The organism is Stenotrophomonas sepilia, from assembly GCF_003244875.1.
Classification (GTDB): Bacteria; Pseudomonadota; Gammaproteobacteria; order Xanthomonadales; family Xanthomonadaceae; genus Stenotrophomonas; species Stenotrophomonas sepilia.
The window spans coordinates 47,221-67,056 of the sequence record NZ_LXXZ01000090.1 but is presented as its reverse complement, the minus strand read 5'-3'; the positions used below and the strand labels follow the sequence as shown (position 1 = coordinate 67,056).

Genomic DNA, 19,836 nt, shown 5'->3' with positions numbered 1-19,836 from the left:
AAAATAAAATAATAAGAGCACAGAGCCGACAACCCGCTGTTGCTGTTGCTGTTGCTGTTGATTTCGCAGCAGTCGCGGCCGCAGGCCGCGCGGAACACTCACAGATGCCGCAGTTCCTGCTTCAGCGTCGCCACGCACCGGCGGCTGACTTCCAGCGGCTGCTTGCCATGCCGCAATACCGCCTGCACCTGCCCGCCCGAGCCCCGACGCAGCTCCACCAGCTCGTGGCGTGCCACCAGGCAGTTGCGATGGATGCGGATGAAACGACTGGCGAACTCTTCTTCCAGCGACTTCAGCGATTCCTCGATCAGGTCCTCGCCGCGCGCGTGGTGCACCACCACGTACTTCTCCTCGGCCTGCAGGTAGTGGATATCGTCCAGCGGAATCAGGCGCAGGCTGCCGCGCAGGCGTGCGCACAGCACGCTGCGTGCCTGCTGCCCGCTGTGCTCCTGTGGCCGGCCACCGCGGCCGGCCAGGAACGTGCGCGCACGCGCGATCGCCGCCGCCAACCGTTCGGCACGCACTGGCTTCATCAGGTAGTCGATCGCTGCGGCCTCGAACGCCGACAGCGCATGCGCATCGTAGGCGGTGCAGAACACCACCGCTGGCCGGGGTTCGAAGCTGGCCAGATGGCGGGCCGCTTCCAGGCCATCCAGCCCGGGCATCGCGATATCCAGCAGGACCAGGTCCGGCTGCAGCTCCGCGCACGCATGCAGGGCCTGCTCACCGTTGCCGGCCTCGGCCACCACGTCCACGCCGTCCTGTGCCGCCAACAGGCTGCGCAGGCGCTCGCGCGCCAGCGGTTCGTCGTCGGCGATGACTACCCTCACGATCGTTCCCTCACTGGATCGGCACTGTCACCTGGCAGGCATAGTAGCCCTCGCTCCAGCCAGCCGTCATCCGCGCGGTGCTGCCGAAGCGCCAGGCCAGCCGATGGCCGATGCTGTGCTGGGCATGGCCGGCGCCGCGTGCCAGCGCCAGCCCCGGCGCCTGCGGATCGGGTGCCGGGTTGCGTACGCGGATCTGCAGTTCATTGCCCTCGCGCGCCAGCTGCAGTTCGATGGTGCCGCCGTCGGGCAGGCGCGAGATGCCATGCAGCACGGCATTTTCCACCAGCGGCTGCAGTACCAGCCTTGGCAAGGGCAGGTCCCATGGCAGCGGCTCGTCGCGCTGCCAACGCACCTGCAGGCGTTCGCCCAGGCGCAGCGATTCGATCGACAGGTAGCGCTCTGCCAGTTCGCATTCGTCGCGCAGGGTGGAATCGCCCTCGCCCGCCCCCAGCGCGGCACGGAACAGATCGGACAGGTCCAGCACCGCGCGCTCGGCGACTGCCGGGTCACGATGCAGCAGGCTGGCGATCAGGTTCATGCTGTTGAACAGGAAATGCGGGCGGATACGCGCCTGCAGCGCGTCGGCCTGCGCGCGCGCGTTGGCCTGCACCTGCGCGGCCCAGCGATCGCTTACGTAGAAGTAGCGCAGCGCCAGCGCGGCGATCAGCGCCGTAGTTGCCGCGCTGCCGAGGGTGAAACGCCAGAAGCTGATGCCACTGGCGAAGTTGTCGCCCAGCACCGCGTACAGCGCGTGCACGATGCCGGCGCAGACCACCGCGATCAGGGTGGCCAGCACGGTCGCCGCAATGGCGCCCAGCACCGGCGGCAGCCGCGACAGGGTCTGCCGCAGCATGCACAGGCTGGCGGTCACCGCCAGCGCCAGCCACAGCGCGAATCCGCTGGCCGACAGCAGTTCGCCGAAGGTCCAGTGACGGCTGCCGTCCGGCGCCAGCGCCAGTACCACCACCACCAGCTCGGCCAGGCCGAGCATCGCCGCCAGCCGTGGCAGGCGGCACAGTTCCGGCATCCACGGCGGTGTGCTGGCCGGCGACATGGCTCAGGCGGCGCCCAGGCGTTCCTGCAGCCAGTCACCCAGTGCCTGGATCTCCTCGGCACAGACCTGGTGAGCCATCGGGTAACTGTGCCACGCCACATCCAGGCCCAGCGTACGCAGCGTCTGCGCGCTGTGCGCGGCGACGGCCTGCGGGATCACCGGGTCGCCACTGCCATGGGCCATGAACACCGGCACCTGCACCGCGCCGTCAACACGCGTGGCGCTGTCGGCTTCGGGCAGATAGGTGGACAGCGCGATCAGGCCGGCCAGTGGCGCGGTACGCGAGAGCGCGGCCGTCAGGATGATCGCCCCACCCTGCGAGAAGCCTGCCAGGAAGATCTTCTCCGGCGCGATGCCGCGCTCGATCTCGCGCGCGATCAGTGCGTCCAGATGCACCACCGATTCCTGCACGCCGGCCATGTCGGCGCGCGAGCGGAAGTCCATGCCCACGATGTCGTACCAGCCGCGCATCGGCACGCCGTTGTTGATCGTGATCGGCCGCACGGGTGCGTGCGGGAACACGAAGCGCAGCGCCGGCCAGTGCGGCCGCACCAGTTCCGGCACGATCGACGCGAAATCATGGCCGTCGGCGCCGAGGCCGTGCAACCAGATCACCGACCACTGCGGCGAGGCGCCGGTTTCCTGTTCCACCGTTTGCAGCATGATGCGGCTCCTTCAAGTTCGAGCCGCATTATGCCGCTGGCGCTGGGCAATCAGTACAGCGGCGGTTGCTCGGCCGCTTCCCGCCGCAGCTGCGCGGCGCGTACCAGCACCGGTGGCGGAATGTTCTCTTCCGGAATATCGAGCAGGCCGAGGCGATGCAGGAAAGCACCGGGGCCGCGCGAGGAGGTCAGCGCCACCACCGGAACGGCCAGAACCATGCCGATCACCACCGGCGCCATCCAGGCCGCCAGCGACGGCGATACCGCCCAGGCCAGCACGCCCATGAAGGCGCCGAACACACCCAAGCCACCGTAGCCACGGATCAACGCCATCCACGAGATGCCGCCGTCGTCACGCTGCTGCGCGTCCCAGCCGGAATCGCGCCCGGACAACACTTCGGCCACGCCGCGTGACTGCACGTACATCACCACCGGCGCCATCAGCGCGGCGAGCACGGTTTCCACCAGCATCGATACGAAGGCACGGATCGGACCGCCACAACCGCGGCGGTCGACCGGGTCCAGCAGCATTGCCAGGTAGCCGAGCACCTTGGGCAGCAGCAGCACCGCCATGGTGGCGGCGAACAGGCGCACCACCTGCTCTTCATCCTGTGCGCGCCAGTACACGCTGGGCGACAGGTGCAGCAGGGCGTTGAAATCGATGCCTTCCTGGAACAGCGGGATGGCGATGCCGATCAGCATCAGCATCGCCCACATCGGTGCGGTGAAATAGTGGCCGATGCCGATCAGCATGTGCGTGCGGCTGATCCAGTGCAGCCCGCGGCTGCCGACCACCTTGCCGTGCTGCAGATTGCCCTGGCACCAGCGACGGTCGCGCACGAGCAGGTCGGTCAGCGTCGGCGGGCCTTCCTCGTAACTGCCACCGAGGTAGGGCACCATGTGCGCGGCCCAGCCGCCACGACGCATCAGCGCCGCTTCGACGAAATCGTGGCTGAGCACGTGGCCACCGAACGGCTTGCGCCCCGGCAGCGCCGGCAGGCCGGCGTGGTCGGCGAAGGCACGGGTACGGATGATGGCGTTGTGGCCCCAGTAATTGCTCTCGGCACCGTGCCACCAGGCCACGCCGCGGGCGATCACCGGCCCGTACACGCGGCCACCGAACTGCTGCATGCGCGCGAACAGGGTGCGGCCGCCGATCACCGACGGCAGGGTCTGGATCAGTCCGACGTCGGCGTTGTGTTCCATGCCGGCCACCAGGCGCACGATGCTGTCGCCGGTCATCAGGCTGTCGGCATCAAGGATCAGCATCTGCGGATAGGCACCGCCGAAGCGGCGGACCCAGTCAGCGATGTTGCCGGCCTTGCGCCCGCTGTTGTCACCACGTCGACGATAGAACAGGCGCGTCTGCCCCTCCGGCACACGCTCGCGCAGCTCGGCGAACACCTGTTCCTCGGCAGCGGCGATGTCCTCGCGGCGGGTGTCGCTGAGCACGAAGAAGTCGAAGCGGTCGAGCTGGCCGGTGGCCGCCACCGACTCGTAGATCGCCTGCAGGCCGGCCAGCAGGCGGCGCGGGTCTTCGTTGTAGGTCGGCATCAACAGCGCAGTACGGCTGTGCACGGCCGGCAACGGCTTGTCCGGGTCGATGCCGAGCCGATAGCCCCGGTCGAACACAGCGGTCAGGAAGCCGGCCAGGGCGCTGGCAAACGAGAGCGCGATCCAGGCAAACAGGCCGACGAACAGCACCAGCAGGCAGGCTTCGAGCACGCTGATGCCATTGGCCGACAGCACCCGCCACATCATCCGCGTAGCCACGGCGGTCATGCCGAGCGTGCCACCAAACAGGTACAGCCGGCGCAGGCCGATCAAGCGCGGCGAGGTGCGATGCCGCCGGACCTTCAGCGCGCCTTCGCGCAGGGTCTGTTCGGGCATCGGCAACGGCGATTCAGCGGGCAGCAGCGCCCAGCCGGCATCGAGCCGGGGCGTTCCTGCTTCCGCTTGGATGGTCTGCACCCCCATCGTCGCTTACTCCGCGCCGTCGGCACGGCCGGCCATCCCGGCCGGGCTGCATGCACCAAGGTTCCCGGCGCGCTTTCCCGGCGCCCGCACTTGTCCTGGCTGTGTCGGCCTCACGCCGCACAGTCGATGTCTGTCACTACCGGAACCCACACGATCTCCAACGGGGCGGAATCGAAAATGCGGCCCAGTCTAGGGCCCAGAATGTAAGCCGGGTGCGAAGGTCTACACCGGGATTTGTCCCCATTCAGCAAATAGCAGGCGATCACGCCAGGGCATGGCCAGATGTCACTGCATCGCCCCCGGTACTGGATCGTAACAAACGCGAACGGTTATCATTTAATTAACCAGGCAGGTCACCGTCTTCCGCGCGGCCGCGACCCACCCAGCTGCGCCGGTCCAGACCGCGCACCCGACGACCCACGGAAGGGGGGGCTGCCTGCTGTCTGCCTGCGCCTGCTGCTTCCACCGGGTCACCCCACCTCCCATGGAAGCCGTCATGTCCCTGTCGTCCCGTTCCCGTTCCGCGCGCCTGCCGCGCACCCGCCTGGCCACCGCCTGCCTGCTGGCCCTGCCAGGCCTGGCCGCCGCAGAGGCCGCCGCCGATGCCTCCACCAAGGACCTGGATACCGTGGTGGTCACGGCTTCAGGCAGCCAGCAGTGGATCAAGGATGCCCCGGCCAGCATCAGCGTGATCAGTCGTGAGGACATCGAGCGCCAGCCGGTACCGGACCTGGCCGCCCTGCTCAGCCGCGTACCGGGCGTGACCGGCGGCCTCAGCGCCGTCGGCGAGCAGTCCAAGATCAAGCTGCGTGGCATGCCGTCCAACTACACGCTGGTGCTGGTGGACGGCAAGCGCATGGGCAGCTCGGCCTCGACCAACTATCGCCCCGACCTCGGCCGCCAGGACCTGAACTGGATCTCGCCGGACCAGATCGAGCGCATCGAAGTGGTGCGCGGGCCGATGTCGTCGCTGTATGGCTCCGATGCGATGGGCGGGGTGATCAACATCATCACCCGGCGCATCGGCGACGAATGGAACGGCAGCGCCACCCACAGCTACACCCGCCCGGCTGACGGCAAGCGCGGCGATACCCAGCAGATCGGCGCCACGTTCTCCGGACCGCTGGGCGAACGCTTCGGCCTGCGCATCGGTGCCAACAGCATGCGCCGTGGTTCGGACCGCTCCAACGGCGGTGTCTACGGCAACGCCTATGCCGGCGAGAAGGACCGCAACGCCGATGCGCTGCTGCAGTGGAAGCTGAGCGACGCACAGGAACTGTCGCTGGAAGCCGGGCACGGCGTGCAGCAGGCCTTCATCGATGCGTCGCTGGAAAAGCAGGACGAAGGTGCCTGGGGTGCCAGTGAGCTCAAGCGCAGCTCGCTGGCGCTCAACCACGATGGCAAGTGGCGCTTCGGCAATTCGAAGATCAGTGCGTACTGGACCGAGTACAGGAACGACATCGGTGCTGCCGGCCGTTCCGAAGCGACCGATACGATCATCGAGGGCAGCCTGACCACGCCGTTCACCCTCGGCGTTGAACACCAGTTCGCCGTAGGCGGCCAATGGAAGCGGCAGGAGCTGACCAACACCGACACCATCGGCCGCGCGCCGATCGACTATGCCGGCAACGCGGTCAGCGGCTCCACTCTGGACGTGGACACCTGGGCGCTGTTTGCCGAGGACGAGCTGAAACTGCACCGCACCCTGGCCCTGACCGTGGGCGCGCGCCTGGACCATCACGAGCAGTTCGGCGGCCACGTCAGCCCGCGTGCGTACCTGGTCTGGCACCCTGCCGAACAATGGACGATCCGCGGTGGCGTCTCCAAGGGCTTCCGTGCGCCCAGCCTGACCGAGAACTCGGCCAGTGCCGCTACCCAGTCCGGGGGCCGCGGCTGCACCTCGCTGATTCCGCTGGGCTATACCCGCGGCGGGTGCTACATGGCCGGCAACCCGGACCTCGATCCGGAGACCAGCACCAATCGCGAGATCGGCATCAGCTTCGACAATGACCTGATCGATGTCGGCGTGACCTATTTCCACACCGACTTCCGGAACAAGATCGAGTACGCACCGCTGGGCCGGTTCAACGGCATCTGGTGGACGCGCATGAGCAACGTACAGCGCGCGCGCACTCGCGGCATGGAAGGCAACCTCAACGTCCGCTTCGGCGAGCAGTGGCGCTGGCGCACCTCGGCGACCTGGATGAAGGAAGCCAGGAACCTGACCACCGGCCGCAACCTGATCGATACACCGGAGTTCTCCGGCTATTCGTCGCTGGACTGGGCGCCCAGCACGGTGTTTTCCGGCAGCCTGTCGGCGCAGTACACCGGCAGGCAGACCGGCACCGCCACGACCTTCCTCAAGGCCTATACGCTGTATGACCTGACCGCGGCATGGAACGTCAACGAAGTGCTGACCCTGCGCGGTGGCGTCAGCAACCTGGCCGACAAGAAGCTGTATGCGGAAGGCTCCACCGACTACTTCGTCGCCGGGCGCAGCTACTTCCTGAGCATGACCGCGCGGTTCTGACCGGCGGCACGCGCCGTGATCGCGCTGGCGACATGCCAGCGCGATCGACGGTGTTGCGGGTTACTCGCGTTCCAGCGCGGCCGGTGCCGCATCCCGCGTGGCGGCCGTGCGCGCACGGTCCATCGCCACCGCCAGTTGCTGGCGTGCGAGCAGTTGTTGTGCCTGCACCACTTCAGGTGTCGGCAGGAGCACCGGTCCCGGTGCGTTTTCCGGTGTAGCAGCTGTGGTCATGCAACCTCCATGGACATCCCGCCGCCGCACGGGTTCAGCCGGGGCGGCAGCGGAACTGCGCACCCTATCCTAAAAACGAGGCGGGCGGGTGACGGCGCGGCGCTTGGCCGCAGGCGCGGGAACAAGGCAGGCGTCACATTCTTGACGCTAGCGCTTGGATCCTGAATAGGACTTGTCCTATCATGAAAACGTTTTCTCACAGGGATGTTTCCCAATGAATACCACCGACCTGTCCCAGTTCAGCCCGAAGTGGCAGTTCCGCTTCAACTTCTTCCGCCAGCACGGCGCCCCCAAGAACCCCGGCTTCAAGCAGGCCTGGAAGGCACTGTCCTTTGGTGACCGCCTGAAGATCAACCTGAACTTCTTCGCGTTGTTCTTCGGTGCCATCTACCTGCTGATTCTCGGCATGTGGCGCAAGGCACTGGTGGTGATCGGCATCAACATCGCGCTGGCCATCGTCAGCATGTTCCTGCCGGATGTCGTCGGGCGCATGCTGTTCATCGCCATGAACCTGCTGGTCGCCTCCAGCACCAACTACAGCTACTACCTGGAAAAGGTGGAAGGACGCGCCAGCTGGAATCCGTTTGAAGGAATGTTCTGAGCCATCAGACCTGCGCAGGATGCGCGGCAAGGATGCATGCGACGCCCGGCAGCCGCCGGGCGTCTTCGTTTCCGGCATCAGGCCGCGCGGCGGGCCATGCCCTCCGGCTCGGCCTGCAGGCGGAAGCGCGACACCGCCACTGCCAGCTGCTCGGCCTGCTCCTCCATCGCACGGGCGGCGGCACTGGCTTCCTCCACCAGCGCGGCGTTCTGCTGGGTGGTTTCGTCCATCTGCACTACGGTCTGGTTGACCTGCTCGATGCCGGCAGACTGTTCGCGCGACGCGGCCGAGATCTCGGCCATGATCTCGTTGACCCGGCCGACCTGACCGACGATGTCCTGCATGGTGCGCCCCGCACCATGCACCAGCTGCGCGCCGGCACCGACCTGGGCCACCGAGGCGTCGATCAGCTCCTTGATCTCCTTGGCAGCACCCGCCGAGCGCTGCGCCAGCGCCCGCACTTCACTGGCCACCACTGCGAAGCCACGGCCCTGTTCACCGGCGCGCGCCGCTTCCACTGCGGCGTTCAACGCCAGGATGTTGGTCTGGAACGCAATGCCATCGATCACCGAGATGATCTCGGCGATGCGCTGCGAAGACGCCTCGATCTGCTCCATGGTGTGCACCACCTGGCTGACCACCTGGCCGCCTTCGCTGGCCACGCCCGCTGCGGAACCGGCCAGCGTGTTTGCCTGCAGCGCATGGTCGGCGTTCTGGCGCACGGTGGAGGTCAGTTCTTCCATCGACGCGGCGGTTTCCTCCAGGTTGGCGGCCTGCTGCTCGGTGCGGCGCGACAGGTCACTGTTGCCGGCGGCGATCTCACCGGCGGCCAGGCGGATGCTGGCCGCCGACTGCTGGATCTGGCCGACGATCTGGGTCAGCTGCTGCACGGTGCTGTTGGCATCGTCGCGCATCACCGCAAACACGCCGTGGAAGTCGCCCTGCATGCGGGCACTGAGGTCACCGGCGGCGATCGCGCGCAGCAGCGTCGACAGTGCCGCCAGGTTGTGGTCGCTGACCTGCATCATTGTGTTCAGGGTCTCCACCATGCGGCGGAAATCATGTTCGAAGCGCAGTGCATCACCGCGCACGGCGAAGTCACCGGCGGCGGCGGCGGCGGCCAGTTGCTGGATCTGCTCGTTGATCGCGGCCAGGTTGCGCTTGGTGGTCGCCATTGCGGCAGTGAACACCGCCTTCTCGCCCGGCAGCACTTCCATGTCCACGCTGAGGTCGCCCACGGCATAGCGCTGCATCACTTCAACCAGGCGCTGGGTGACCGCGTTGCTGGAGGCCACCAGCTGGTTGCTGTCGGCCACCATGCGGCCGTACTCGCCCGGGAAGGCCGCAGCATCCATGCGATAGCTGAGTTCACCGGCATCGTGCCGGCGCGCCATTTCGGCCTGCGCAGCCATCACCGACTGCAACTGCCCACGCATGCCCTGCATTGCGTCCAGCAGGCGCCCCACTTCGTCGTTGCTGCGCGCCGGCAGCGTGCTGTCCAGCTTGCCGGCGGCGACATCACCGGCCACGCGTACCGCTTCGGCCAACGGGCGGATCGCCAGGCGGCGCAGCAGCACGTAGACGCCGGCGCTGAGGGTCAGCGCGGCGATCACGCCGACCAGCAGGGTCAGCCACAGCAGCTGGCGTGCCTCAGACACGATCACCGCATGCGGCATCACCACGCCCAGCGCGAAGCGTTGCGGGGCGTCGCCCACGCGCAGCGGCACATACACGCGTACGTTGCCGGCCGCGTCGGGGCTGAAGGCCTCGAACGGACGGTCGGCGGCGATGTCGGCCAGCATGCTGCGGGTCAGGGCATCGTTGCGCGGCTTGCCGATCTCGGCGGCATTGGCCGAGGCCAGCACCACGCCCTTGGGCGACAGCAGTTCGACGCGGCCAGCCCCCATCGGCTTCAGCGTTGACAGGTGCTTCTGCAGCGCTGCCAGCGAGAAGTCGACGGTGAACACGCCCAGGAATCTGCCGTTCTCGATGATCGGCGTGCTCAGGGTGCTCATGAGCACCTTCTGGCCGGCGATGTCATAGGCGTAAGGTTCGCTGACCTTGGGCAGCTTGTCGCGGCTGGGCACCATGTACCAGTCACCGGAACCGCTGGCAGTCTCGGTGTAGTCGGTCATCACCGACTGCTGCGGTTTGCCGTCTTGCCAGGCCCAGTAGCTCATGTAGCGGCCGGTGGCATCGTGTGCTTCGGTATTGACGAACTCCGCATCCTTGCCGTCGAAGGCATCGGCCTCCCACATGGTGCTCTTGCCCAGCCATTGAGGATGAGCACGCAGCTGTTCGCCGAGCACCGCCGCCAGGCTGGCGCGGTCGGGTATGTCACCACGGGCACGCTGGGCCAGCACGGCCTCGACCATGGCGTCATTGCTGGCGAAAGCCGTGCCCAGATCAGCCGCCACCTGGCGTGCCTCAGCGTTGGCCTCGCTGGTCATGGTCTGGCGCGAGGCGCTGATCAGACTGGCGCTGGCCTGCCGGTAGATCAGGAAGGCGGTCAGGCCGAAGCACAGCAGCGCGATCACAGCGGTGCCCAGCATCAACTTGTGGGCGATGCTGCCCGGGCGTTGGGCAGCGGCAGAGCGGGAAGAAGACATGGGAGGGTCCGCAAGGCAGTTCAGGACGACCGGCACCACGAGGGCACCGCGCAGGCGCGCGATCCGTCGCGCAGGCCACCGGCCGCCGGGGCGCGCCCGGCGCTGGAAGCGCACTGGGTTAGCGGCCGCCCGCCAACGAGGTTGAGGCGGGCGGCCTGCACATTCCTGAATCCGCTCAGGCTCGGCTCAGCGCCCCCCCCTCGCGATGCCCTCACTCGGCCACGCGGTCCTTGATCCACTGTGCCCGCGGCAGTACCTCGATGCTGCCGACGGCATACTGCTGAAGCACGTCGTCGGGCCCGAAGCACGGTTTCCAGCCCAGCGCGCCGCGCAGGCGGGCACTGTCGTAGACACGGTCGATGCTCAATGGCAGCGGCCAGCCACGGCGTTCGAATTCGGCCAGCAGCTGTGGCGCGCGACGGGCCAGCACGCTACGCGGGTGGGTGGCCAGCTCCAGGCAGTCCTCGCGCCGGAACGGCGTCGGGGCACAGGCGAGGTAGCGCGCGAACCGGGCGCCTTCGTCGAGCAGCAGTGCAGCATGTGCGCTGGCCACATCGCGGGCGTCGATGCCGCGATGCAGGCGGAACATCGCCATCCGTTCGGGCGGTTCCGGGAAACACCGGCCCATGCGCAGCACGCGAACGCTGAAGCCCGGCGTGGCGGCGGCTTCGGCCAGGGTCTCTGCCTGCAGCTTGGTACGGTGGTAGATCGTGCGCGGCAGCGGCTCGGTGTCTTCGTCGATCCAACGGCAGCCACCGGCCACCACGGCATGGCCATACAACGCAGTGGTGCTGGTCAGCACGAAGCGCCGTGCACCGGCTTCGCGTGCCGCCTGCAGCAGGTGTGCGGTGGCCTCCACGTTGATCTGCTGGAACACCGCATCCGGCACCAGGCCGACATGCGGGGCATGCAGGGCCGCGGTATGGATGACCGCATCCACGCCCTGCACCGCGCGCGCGACGGCCTGCCGATCGCTGACATCGGCAATGATGCGCGTGGTGGCAAACGGACTGCGGTCCAGCCCCACCACTTCGTGGGCAGCCGCCAACGCACCGAAGATCGCGCGCCCGATGCGGCCGGAACTGCCGGTCAACAGAATCTTCATTGAGTCCATTCACTCGAAGCGCCCGGGAACTACCGGGATGCTTCGATTCTAGGCATGCAATCGCGCATCCGCGATAGGACAGCCATGCAATCGTGCGTTCATCTTGACGACTTCGCAGGCGCCAGCAGTTGCCGCGCGATGAACAGCGGATCGTCGCCGCCGGCCACATCAGGCCTCACGCCAGTACGTTCCCAGTTTCCACCGGTGCGCAGATTGATGGGTTGCCGGTCGGGAATACTGACCTGATAGCCATCGGGCAGCAGCACAGGATCACCAAACATATGCGCGGCACCGCCACTGCGCGTACCGACAATCCATCCTGCAGTTGAGCCCCCGCGCACAGCGCGCGATGCCTGCGCTGCAGGCGCAATGGCAGGCCACTGCCGTAGCGGCGCGCAGCCTCGATGCCGATCTGGGCCAGCCGCTGGAGCAGGTACTGCGCGACGCCCTTGCAGCGCTCGCACAGCGGCCCTTCGCGCAGCGCCTGCAGGACGCCCGCCGGCGCTGAAGCCTTACTGCTCTGCGGCCATTTCGATTTCGCTGGGGAAGGTCCAGCCGCCGTTGCCCAGGCGCAGCTCCATCGTGCGGCACTGCGCGGCCAAAGGGGCTGTATTGCCGAGCACGTACTCCTCTTCGGTCGAGCCCATCACGCCGGCCTGGGTGAAGGGTGCAGTTCGTCCTAGCCACTCAGGGCGATGCGCGCAGCGGCGTACCTGCGCCGTGAAAAGCAGTACGGTGCGGCGTGAAGGCAGCCGCACCGGTGCGGACACTCCGTTAGCCGGGCACCGGCAAGGATGAGCTTCCCTTCCATGCAACGGGAGCCTTCCCATGGCCGACCAGCACCACGGCACTTCCCATCGTGGCTTCGCCTCGATGGACCAGGACAAGCAGCGCGCGATCGCCGCGAAGGGAGGACGCGCCGCGCATGCGTCCGGCAATGCACACGAGTTCAGCCCGGCCGAGGCACGCGTGGCCGGCCGCAAGGGCGGCGAGGCGATCAGCCGCAACCGACAGCACATGGCAGCGATCGGCCGCGAAGGCGGGCACGCTCGCCACGCCAATGCACGGCAGCAGCGGCAAGCGGCCGAAGCGACGCCAACGAGGGACGGTTCACAACGCCAGCAGGGCTGACCGCGGCGCGTTCAGGCGCGCCTGGGCTGCCGGAGCAGCCCGGATGCCGCGAGCAGGGCCAGCACGCCGGTAGACGGTCATCGTCCCGCGCGCACCGTCAGGCGTGGCGAGGCACCATCCACCGCTCAGGCGTGGGCGAGGATGTTCAACAGCCGACCGAACGGATCGCGGACGAAGAAGCGCCGCACGCCCCAGGGTTCGTCGGCCGGGCCATATTCCAGCGCGATGCCGGCCGCGCGCATGCGCTGCAGCACGTCCTGCAGATTGTCCACTTCGATCGACAGGTCCGGCACCGGCGTGCCCGAGCCCCCTTCGCTGGCGAAGCTGACCTGCGCTTGCGCACTGCCCTGCCCGCCGTGGGTGACGATCCAACCATGGTCCATCACCACCGACATGCCGAGCAGCTCGCCATAGAACGCAGCGGCACGTGAGGGATCGGGCGTGGCGATGTTGGCGACGACACGCTTGACGGCCATGTTCCACTCCACCAGGAAGAATGTGTCGAGACTGCCCGACCTTGCGCATGAACAGAAGAGCCCCGTCACGGACGGGGCCCGTCTTCAGCCGAGCATGGCTGGGCTTACACCGCGCCGCAGCGCTCCATGACACATCGATCGTATTCGTACTGGCATTCCATGGCATCACCACCACCGGACACACATGCCTGGTAAGCCTTCCAGCAGGGTAGATCGCAGGGCTGGACCGGTCCGGCCAGGGCCACCGAGCCGCTGCAGGCCAACGCGAACACAACACCGGCGATCACTTTCCCGAAAGTACGCATCGACATCGCTCCTTGATAAGCCTGGTGATCCCAGGCCGGGCCACCTTAGCGCTGCACACGGGACGCTGGGTGAAGGCCGATGCCGCTCGACTCAGCGGTGCAGCAACCCCAGCACACGCAGCTGCCCGGCCAACTCATCAACGTTGCGCCACGGCAGGATCGGCGAATTGCCGCGCTCGTCCGGCGGGTTGTCCGGCAGCGCATCGGACCAGCCACCGGCCCCGACAAGCGGCAGCAGCGGCCGCTTGTGCAGCCAGGCCAGGCAAACCTCCGAGATCGTACCGGCGCGCCCGCCGATCACGGTGCAGGCATCACCGGCCAGGGCCATGATCAGGTTGCGCGCATCGCCCATGCCACAGGGCACCACCACCGTGGCGGGCCAATCGGCTGCCGGCATGCCGCTTTCCGGGATCACGCTGAGCACTTGGCCACCGGCGGCTACCGCCTGCTCGGCAGCTACCCGCGTAGCGGCACTGCCACAGCCGCTGACCAGCGTGATGCCCTGCACGGCCAGGAAACGTCCTGCTTCAGCTGCGCGCTCGAACGCGTCGCTGCCAGGATCGGCACTACCCAATATCGCCAACTGTGGTTTACGCAATGCGTTACGCATGGACGGCTCCAAGGCCTCGGAAAGAAAGGTCGCGGTGCCCGGCCCGGCGGAACCACGTCATGCACCGATCACAAATCATTAACGCGTTCATAAAATCCCTTTCACATTGCTGGGGGATATCGCCACGCCTTGACGTTAACGGCCTTGATGTCCGTCAACCAAGGAAGTTGTCCGATGAATCACCCGCTGTACGGCCGTTCGTCCCGCTCCCTGTCGCACCGCCCGCTGGCGCTTGCCGTCGCCAGCTCGCTGCTGCTGGCCACCGCACTGCCAGCCATGGCCAGCGAATCACTCGAGGCCTGGCAGCAGCAGCGCCAGCTGCAGGCCGCGTGGGCGCAGCCCGCTGCCAGCACGGCACCCGCAGCGACAACCGCTGCGCCTGCCGCCAGCAGCACCGCCGTTCTTGGCAACCCGGGCGATCCCGCCAGCTGGCGCAGCGATGAATTCAACGCCGATTGGGGCCTGGCTGCGATGGGCGCGGATTACGCCTATGCACGCGGCCTGACCGGCAAGGGCGTACGCCTGGCGCTTTTCGATTCGGGCTCCGCGCTGGCGCATCCGGAGTTTGCAGGACGCAATACCTCCAGCATCACTATCGGTGCCCACTGCGCGACGCCGGGTGTGGTCGCGGGGACCGGTGCCTGCGGGCAGACCCGCGGCGAACAGCCCGGCTACAACTACTACGGCCTCGGTGCCGGCGTTCCGGCCGCACTCGCGGCACGCCTCATCGCGGCCGGCCAGCCCTATGGCTTCAGCTACGCCGACCACGGAACGCATGTACTTGGCACCATCGGCGCCAACCGCAATGGCACCGGCATGCATGGCGTGGCCTTTGGTGCGGATCTCACCGCCGCCCGCGTGTTCGGCGACACCTACTATGAGTGGCGCCTGGATCCGGACAAGTACTATCGCCCGCGCGCGGTGTACCGCACCGATCCGGATGACGCCGCCACGCTGGACATGTATGCACAGATCCAGGCGCAGGGCGTGCGTGCCATCAACCACAGCTGGGGCATCTCCACGCGCAACATGACCGCCGCCGCGCTGGACCAGCAGTACGCCAACATCGGTGCCGACTACGGCGTGTACGGCAGCATCTACGCCAGCAATGGCGATACCCCGGGCTCCACCCTCATCCAGGTGTGGTCGGCTGGCAACGGCAGCGGCGCCGTCGCCGGAATCACGGCCGCCATGCCGCGCTGGAAGCCCGAACTGGAACCGTACTGGCTCGCGGTCGCCAACGTCCGCCGGCCCAACGCCGCTGCGGGCGAAACCGACTATGTGATCGATGGCAGTTCCAGTATCTGCGGCGTTGCCGCCAACTGGTGCATCTCGGCACCCGGCACCGACATCGTCAGCACCATCGTGTCCGGCGATATCCAGGGCCGCGTCGAGAACACCTCCGCCTATGTGCGGCTGATCATCGACAGCGAGAACACCCAGTACGTCTATGGCACCAAGACCGGCACGTCGATGGCGGCGCCGCACATCACCGGCGCGCTCGGCCTGCTGATGGAGCGCTTCCCCTATCTGGACAACGCGCAGGTGCGCGACGTGCTGCTGACCACCGCACGCGACCTGGGTGCAGCAGGCATCGATCCGATCTACGGCTGGGGCATGGTGGACCTGAAGAAGGCCATCGAGGGCTACGGCTCGCTGCGCGTGGACACCAACGTGGTGATGAACCAGAAGGCCGGCGGCCTGAAAGTCTGGGAAGGCGATGCCTGGGACAACTGGACCAACGACATCGGTGGCCCTGGCAAGCTGACCAAATCCGGTATCGGCTGGCTGCGCCTGAGCGGCAACAACAGCTTCAACGGCGCGGTACTGCAGGACGGTACGCTGGAATTGAACGGCGCCAACACGCTTGCATCGGCGGTCGAAGTACAGGGCGGCCAGTTGCTGCTCAACGGCAGCCTGGTCTCCACCGCACTGACCACTACCGGTGGCGTGAGCACGGTCAGCGCCAGCGGCGTGCTGAACAACAGCAACCTGGTGATCAACGGCGGCGTGGTGTCCTTCAACGGCACGCAGACCGGCGGCACCACCACGGTCGGCGCCAATGGCCTGCTGAAGGGCGTCGGCACGCTCGGCAATACCCGCGTGGACGGCCTCATCGCGCCGGGCAACTCGATCGGCACGCTGACCATCAACGGCAACTACGTGCAGGGCGCCACCGGCGTCTATGCCGCCGAGCTGGCCCCGGGTGGCCGCAGTGACCAGTTGCACGTGACCGGCACCGCCACCCTTGGCGGCACGCTGGTCGCGCTGCCGGAGCCGGGTGTGTACTACCTCGGCGAGCAGTTCAACTTCCTGCGTGCCGACGGAGGCATCAACGGCCAGTTCGCCAAAACCGACTTCAGCGCGTTCTCCCCATTCCTGCAGTTCAGCCTGGCCTACGGCACCAACGGCACGCGCATCGACGTCGCCCGTGGCGCTTCACTGACCACCGCCGCGCACACGCCCAACCAGCGTGCCGTGGCGGCCGCCGCCGACCTGCTGCCGATCGCCCAGGGCCTGCCCAAACCACTGACCCAGCTGTTCCCGCAGCAGGTTGGAGGCGCGCTCGATGGCCTCAGCGGCGAGCTGCATCCGGCCACGGCCATCGCCCTGGTCGAGGGCAGCCGCTACGTGCGCGATGCCGCGTTGTCACGCCGTGCCGGCGCCGCCGCACCCGGTAGCGACGTGGGTGACGCGACGGGTGCATGGGTGCAGGCCATCGGTGGCAACAGCAAGCTGGACGGTGACGTCAACACTGCCCGCACCGAAGCCAACAGCAACGGCCTGCTGGTCGGCATCGACCGCGGGTTCTCCGGCTGGCAGGTCGGCGTGCTGGCCGGTACGGGCCGCACCGACGTGAAGCAGCAGGAGCGTCGCGCCAAGTCGAAGATCGACAACACGCACTTCGGTGCCTACGCCAGCCACAACTGGGGCGGTTTCGGCCTGCGCGGTGGTGTGGCGTGGAGCAAGCACGAGGTGAAGAGCACGCGTGATGTCGCCTTCGCAGGCTTCAGCGACAGCCTGAGCGCGCGCTACGACGCCCGCACCCGCCAAGCCTTCATCGAAGCCGGCTACCGCTTCGGTGGGCCGGAAGCCGGGCTGGAGCCCTACCTGCAGGTCGCACGTGTCGAAGTGGACCTCAAGCGCGTCAACGAACGCGGCGGAGCAGCGGCACTGCAGGGCAAGGTGGACGATACCGGAACCACGATCGCCACTGCCGGCCTGCGCTTCGACAAGGGACTGAAGGCTTCGTTCCAGCAGGAGAGCTGGCTGCACCTGCGCGGTGGCGTCGGCTATCGCCGCGCTTCCGGTGATCGCAGCCAGGTCGCCAACCTGGCCTTCGCCAACGGAAGCACGACGTTTGCGGTCAACGGCGCGCCGATCGCCGACAACGCGGTGGTGGCCGAACTGGGCCTGTCGGCCTGGCTGACCGAGCGCCAGCAGCTGGAACTGGGCTACAGCGGCCAGTACGGCAGTGAAAGCCGCGACCACAGTGCGAATGTGCGCTGGTCGGTGCGGTTCTAGTTCCCGTCACGTGTTCTCATGAAAGATTGGGGCGGCCTCATGGCCGCCCCTTTTTTCCACTGGCCGAGGCTAGCGGCGGCCGCGCAACATCGCCGCGGCGACCAGGCTGGCCACTGGCAGCAACAGCCCATACGCCACCAGCGGCCATACCGTATCGCCTGGCAGCAGCACCGTAGCCAGTGTTCCGAAGCAGGCCACGATCAGGCTCTGCATCGCGTAGTAGAGCGCCACCGCCATACCCGACGCATCGGCAAATTCACTCAACGCGCCGTTGGCAGCTACCGAAACCACCATCACCAGCCCCACCGCGATGCCCCACATGGGCAGCACGACGCTGGCGAATGACAGTGGCAACTCCGCAGCGAGCGCCATCAACAACACACCCGCCACCATCACGCACAGGCCACGCACGAATGTGCCAGGCACCGCCCAGCGCGCGATGAACGTCGTCGCCATGCGCGACGTGAGGATCATCACCAGTGCCACCGTCGCGAACGCCAGGCTGAAGGTGATCTGGGAGTACTGCATGCGCTCGACCAGCACGCGCGGTGCGATCGAGAAGAACACGAAGAACGTGCCCATCGCGGCACTGAATCCCAGCGTGTAGACCCAGAAGGCACCACTGCGAAGAATTTTCTGCAGTGCCGGTCCAGCGTCCCTGCGCCCTGCGGGTCGGGTTTCCTTCCACAGGCGTTGCGCGCGCAGGACGGCGATCAGGCCAAGCACACCCAGCAGCACGAAGATCGCACGCCAGCCTGCTGCCGCAGCCACCAGTGCACCCAGCATCGGCCCCAGTGCCGGCACGAAGGCCAGCATCGAAGCGAACAGTCCATACAAGGACGCCCCCTGCGGTGTATCCGCGTATACGTCGCGGACGGTGGCAAACGTCGCTACCAGCGCTGCCGACGCGCCAATCGCCTGCACTGTGCGCCAGGCCAGGAAGATCACGCTATTGCTGGACAGCGCCAGCGCAAACGAGGCAACGGTGAACAGCAGCGCCCCCAGCAACAGCACGGGGCGGCGCCCGATCCGGTCGGACAATGGGCCGAACAGCAGTTGGCCGACGCCGAGCACCAGCAGGTAGATGCTCAGCGTCAGTTGCACCCGCGCAGGCGATGTTCCCAACGCGCCGGGCATCAAGGGCACTACAGGCAGATAAATATCCATGGCCAGCGAGGCCAGGAGGTCGAACGGCGCCATCAGCGCAATGGCCGATGGCAGGGTGTGGGCCCAACGCGGGGCCTGTCGATTGAACATGGGGAGTCTCCGCCCAGATTGAGTCCGGCGGTGATCCATCCACTTCGCATGCATCGCAGGGATGTTCACCGCAACAACGTCTGCATCGTTGTTGCGGCTCAGCGAACTGTCTGCGGACCGTTCCCGTTGTTCATGGTGCTCATTGTTGGCAGTGCGGAACCGGCAAGAGTGTAGCAGCGACCGATTCAGGGTGGCCGGGGCAGCGGTGCCGCCCCGGCCGCGGCGACCCTGGGGAGTGGGGCGCCGCTGATCGTCAGGCCGCCTTCATCGCATGCTTGCGCGCGCGCATCACGTTGTGGCACTCCTGCACTTCCGGCAACAGCTGGGTGACTTCCTGGCGTACCGCCGGCGGCAGCTCGTTGTCCTTCAGCACGTCCTTGAACGCGCCCAGCAGGCGGTCCTCCGACTCTTCCAGCTCGGCCACATAGCCATAGTTGGTGTCACCGAAGGCTGCACGCACCTTGCCGTAGAACTGCTGCATCGAACCCACCACGGTGCCATGCTCGGCCGGCTTGCCGCCGCTGGCAGCCACCGAACCACTCAGCGCCGCGACGATGCGGCCCTTGACGCCGGCGATGCGGGTGAACAAGGCCGACAGCTCGGCATCCTTCACCTTGGTCGCCGCTTCTTCATAGAACGACTTGCCGTCACGAGCGATCTCGATCAGGTCGTTGAGGCGATGTTCGATGGTGGACTGGGTGCTCATGGCGTTGCTCCTGTATCTTCGTTTCAGGGGAGAAAAGCAGCTTCGACTGCGCTGCCTGCGTATCCACTGTGGACATGCTTGTGTGGTTCCCGGGTGAGCAGCGATTGATACGCACATCACGTCACTCAACCCGCACTGACTGCTTCACGCCACAGTGGCGCGTGGATCACATCGAGCGAGCCCGGGCAGGCTCACCAAGGTACGAAAAGGATGATCAGTACGATCAC

General features: G+C 67.0%; 17 protein-coding genes and 2 pseudogenes. 5 read left to right on the top strand and 14 right to left on the bottom strand.

The window, feature by feature from the left end; genetic code table 11:
* Nucleotides 1-98: 98 nt before the first annotated feature.
* The 4 genes from A7X97_RS18800 to mdoH are packed head-to-tail and all read right to left on the bottom strand — an operon-like array spanning nucleotide 99 to nucleotide 4,523.
* Nucleotides 99-830 carry a LytR/AlgR family response regulator transcription factor gene (locus A7X97_RS18800; protein WP_061478104.1) on the bottom strand — a complete coding sequence of 244 codons (732 nt, stop codon included), beginning with the start codon at nucleotides 828-830 and terminating at the stop codon, nucleotides 99-101.
* A gap of 10 nt (nucleotides 831-840) precedes the next feature.
* Nucleotides 841-1,884, bottom strand: a complete 1,044-nt coding sequence (locus A7X97_RS18795; protein WP_181503449.1) for a sensor histidine kinase — start codon at nucleotides 1,882-1,884, stop codon at nucleotides 841-843.
* A gap of 3 nt (nucleotides 1,885-1,887) precedes the next feature.
* Nucleotides 1,888-2,547: an alpha/beta hydrolase gene (locus A7X97_RS18790; RefSeq protein WP_080376908.1), complete on the bottom strand. Its 660-nt coding sequence runs from the start codon at nucleotides 2,545-2,547 to the stop codon at nucleotides 1,888-1,890.
* A gap of 50 nt (nucleotides 2,548-2,597) precedes the next feature.
* Nucleotides 2,598-4,523 (bottom strand): glucans biosynthesis glucosyltransferase MdoH, encoded by a 1,926-nt coding sequence (mdoH, locus tag A7X97_RS18785; protein ID WP_072167230.1) that lies wholly within the window; start codon nucleotides 4,521-4,523, stop codon nucleotides 2,598-2,600.
* A gap of 496 nt (nucleotides 4,524-5,019) precedes the next feature.
* Between mdoH and A7X97_RS18775 the strand changes: the two genes are divergently transcribed.
* The gene (locus A7X97_RS18775) at nucleotides 5,020-7,053 is read left to right on the top strand and encodes a TonB-dependent receptor domain-containing protein (protein ID WP_111008301.1); all 2,034 of its coding nucleotides are present in this window, start codon (nucleotides 5,020-5,022) and stop codon (nucleotides 7,051-7,053) included.
* A 60-nt stretch (nucleotides 7,054-7,113) separates the two neighbouring features.
* On the opposite strand, the gene A7X97_RS21970 is transcribed toward A7X97_RS18775, so the two are convergent.
* Nucleotides 7,114-7,284 carry a hypothetical protein gene (locus A7X97_RS21970; protein ID WP_181452461.1) on the bottom strand — a complete coding sequence of 57 codons (171 nt, stop codon included), beginning with the start codon at nucleotides 7,282-7,284 and terminating at the stop codon, nucleotides 7,114-7,116.
* Nucleotides 7,285-7,498: 214 nt separating this feature from the next.
* Between A7X97_RS21970 and A7X97_RS18770 the strand changes: the two genes are divergently transcribed.
* On the top strand, nucleotides 7,499-7,885 hold the full coding sequence (locus tag A7X97_RS18770; RefSeq protein WP_014648516.1) for a DUF2628 domain-containing protein: 387 nt from the start codon (nucleotides 7,499-7,501) through the stop codon (nucleotides 7,883-7,885).
* Between the two features lie 77 nt (nucleotides 7,886-7,962).
* Here the strand turns inward: A7X97_RS18770 and A7X97_RS18765 are convergent, their stop codons facing one another.
* From A7X97_RS18765 to A7X97_RS18755, 3 genes and pseudogenes are all read right to left on the bottom strand, one after another.
* Nucleotides 7,963-10,494 (bottom strand): methyl-accepting chemotaxis protein, encoded by a 2,532-nt coding sequence (locus A7X97_RS18765; protein WP_061478109.1) that lies wholly within the window; start codon nucleotides 10,492-10,494, stop codon nucleotides 7,963-7,965.
* Nucleotides 10,495-10,705: 211 nt separating this feature from the next.
* Entirely contained in the window at nucleotides 10,706-11,599 is an 894-nt protein-coding gene (locus A7X97_RS18760; RefSeq protein ID WP_072167234.1) for an NAD-dependent epimerase/dehydratase family protein, read from the bottom strand.
* Nucleotides 11,600-11,697: 98 nt separating this feature from the next.
* Nucleotides 11,698-11,913: pseudogene (locus A7X97_RS18755) on the bottom strand (S41 family peptidase); the annotation flags it as partial.
* On the opposite strand from A7X97_RS18755, the pseudogene A7X97_RS18750 reads away from it, so the two are divergent.
* Nucleotides 11,907-12,107, top strand: a pseudogene (locus A7X97_RS18750) (MarR family transcriptional regulator); the annotation flags it as partial. The pseudogenes A7X97_RS18755 and A7X97_RS18750 sit on opposite strands and share 7 nt — an antisense overlap.
* Nucleotides 12,108-12,111: 4 nt before the next feature.
* Here the strand turns inward: A7X97_RS18750 and A7X97_RS22275 are convergent.
* Nucleotides 12,112-12,246, bottom strand: a complete 135-nt coding sequence (locus tag A7X97_RS22275) for a hypothetical protein (RefSeq protein WP_255299123.1) — start codon at nucleotides 12,244-12,246, stop codon at nucleotides 12,112-12,114.
* A 181-nt stretch (nucleotides 12,247-12,427) separates the two neighbouring features.
* Here A7X97_RS22275 and A7X97_RS18740 point away from each other — a divergent pair, with 181 nt between their 5' ends.
* Entirely contained in the window at nucleotides 12,428-12,730 is a 303-nt protein-coding gene (locus A7X97_RS18740; protein ID WP_072167238.1) for a KGG domain-containing protein, read from the top strand.
* 125 nt (nucleotides 12,731-12,855) lie between these two features.
* Here A7X97_RS18740 and A7X97_RS18735 read toward each other — a convergent pair whose 3' ends face one another.
* The 3 genes from A7X97_RS18735 to A7X97_RS18725 all read right to left on the bottom strand — a co-directional run bounded on the left by A7X97_RS18735 (nucleotide 12,856) and on the right by A7X97_RS18725 (nucleotide 14,121).
* Nucleotides 12,856-13,206, bottom strand: coding sequence for a VOC family protein (locus tag A7X97_RS18735; RefSeq protein WP_111008299.1), 351 nt, complete (start codon nucleotides 13,204-13,206; stop codon nucleotides 12,856-12,858).
* 104 nt (nucleotides 13,207-13,310) lie between these two features.
* Complete coding sequence (locus tag A7X97_RS18730; RefSeq protein WP_072167240.1) at nucleotides 13,311-13,511, bottom strand: hypothetical protein; 201 nt, start codon at nucleotides 13,509-13,511, stop codon at nucleotides 13,311-13,313.
* A gap of 91 nt (nucleotides 13,512-13,602) precedes the next feature.
* Nucleotides 13,603-14,121 (bottom strand): SLOG cluster 4 domain-containing protein, encoded by a 519-nt coding sequence (locus A7X97_RS18725; protein ID WP_111008298.1) that lies wholly within the window; start codon nucleotides 14,119-14,121, stop codon nucleotides 13,603-13,605.
* A 174-nt stretch (nucleotides 14,122-14,295) separates the two neighbouring features.
* Here A7X97_RS18725 and A7X97_RS18720 point away from each other — a divergent pair, with 174 nt between their 5' ends.
* Nucleotides 14,296-17,646 (top strand): autotransporter domain-containing protein, encoded by a 3,351-nt coding sequence (locus A7X97_RS18720; RefSeq protein WP_111008297.1) that lies wholly within the window; start codon nucleotides 14,296-14,298, stop codon nucleotides 17,644-17,646.
* Between the two features lie 69 nt (nucleotides 17,647-17,715).
* Here A7X97_RS18720 and cml read toward each other — a convergent pair whose 3' ends face one another.
* Together cml and A7X97_RS18710 are read right to left on the bottom strand one after the other, a co-directional pair.
* On the bottom strand, nucleotides 17,716-18,903 hold the full coding sequence (gene cml / locus A7X97_RS18715) for a CmlA/FloR family chloramphenicol efflux MFS transporter (protein ID WP_111008296.1): 1,188 nt from the start codon (nucleotides 18,901-18,903) through the stop codon (nucleotides 17,716-17,718).
* A gap of 253 nt (nucleotides 18,904-19,156) precedes the next feature.
* Nucleotides 19,157-19,609 (bottom strand): PA2169 family four-helix-bundle protein, encoded by a 453-nt coding sequence (locus A7X97_RS18710; protein WP_005419568.1) that lies wholly within the window; start codon nucleotides 19,607-19,609, stop codon nucleotides 19,157-19,159.
* Between the last annotated feature and the right edge of the window lie 227 nt (nucleotides 19,610-19,836).

What these genes read in the sequence shown, in the direction of transcription:
- A7X97_RS18795 (WP_181503449.1), bottom strand. Translation starts at nt 1,884, where the DNA reads ATGTCGCCGGCCAGCACACCGCCGTGGATGCCGGAACTGTGCCGCCTG.
- A7X97_RS18790 (WP_080376908.1), bottom strand. Translation starts at nt 2,547, where the DNA reads ATGCTGCAAACGGTGGAACAGGAAACCGGCGCCTCGCCGCAGTGGTCG.
- mdoH (WP_072167230.1), bottom strand. Translation starts at nt 4,523, where the DNA reads ATGGGGGTGCAGACCATCCAAGCGGAAGCAGGAACGCCCCGGCTCGAT.
- A7X97_RS18775 (WP_111008301.1), top strand. Translation starts at nt 5,020, where the DNA reads ATGTCCCTGTCGTCCCGTTCCCGTTCCGCGCGCCTGCCGCGCACCCGC.
- A7X97_RS21970 (WP_181452461.1), bottom strand. Translation starts at nt 7,284, where the DNA reads ATGACCACAGCTGCTACACCGGAAAACGCACCGGGACCGGTGCTCCTG.
- A7X97_RS18770 (WP_014648516.1), top strand. Translation starts at nt 7,499, where the DNA reads ATGAATACCACCGACCTGTCCCAGTTCAGCCCGAAGTGGCAGTTCCGC.
- A7X97_RS18765 (WP_061478109.1), bottom strand. Translation starts at nt 10,494, where the DNA reads ATGTCTTCTTCCCGCTCTGCCGCTGCCCAACGCCCGGGCAGCATCGCC.
- A7X97_RS18760 (WP_072167234.1), bottom strand. Translation starts at nt 11,599, where the DNA reads ATGAAGATTCTGTTGACCGGCAGTTCCGGCCGCATCGGGCGCGCGATC.
- A7X97_RS22275 (WP_255299123.1), bottom strand. Translation starts at nt 12,246, where the DNA reads ATGGGCTCGACCGAAGAGGAGTACGTGCTCGGCAATACAGCCCCTTTG.
- A7X97_RS18740 (WP_072167238.1), top strand. Translation starts at nt 12,428, where the DNA reads ATGGCCGACCAGCACCACGGCACTTCCCATCGTGGCTTCGCCTCGATG.
- A7X97_RS18735 (WP_111008299.1), bottom strand. Translation starts at nt 13,206, where the DNA reads ATGGCCGTCAAGCGTGTCGTCGCCAACATCGCCACGCCCGATCCCTCA.
- A7X97_RS18730 (WP_072167240.1), bottom strand. Translation starts at nt 13,511, where the DNA reads ATGCGTACTTTCGGGAAAGTGATCGCCGGTGTTGTGTTCGCGTTGGCC.
- A7X97_RS18725 (WP_111008298.1), bottom strand. Translation starts at nt 14,121, where the DNA reads ATGCGTAACGCATTGCGTAAACCACAGTTGGCGATATTGGGTAGTGCC.
- A7X97_RS18720 (WP_111008297.1), top strand. Translation starts at nt 14,296, where the DNA reads ATGAATCACCCGCTGTACGGCCGTTCGTCCCGCTCCCTGTCGCACCGC.
- cml (WP_111008296.1), bottom strand. Translation starts at nt 18,903, where the DNA reads ATGTTCAATCGACAGGCCCCGCGTTGGGCCCACACCCTGCCATCGGCC.
- A7X97_RS18710 (WP_005419568.1), bottom strand. Translation starts at nt 19,609, where the DNA reads ATGAGCACCCAGTCCACCATCGAACATCGCCTCAACGACCTGATCGAG.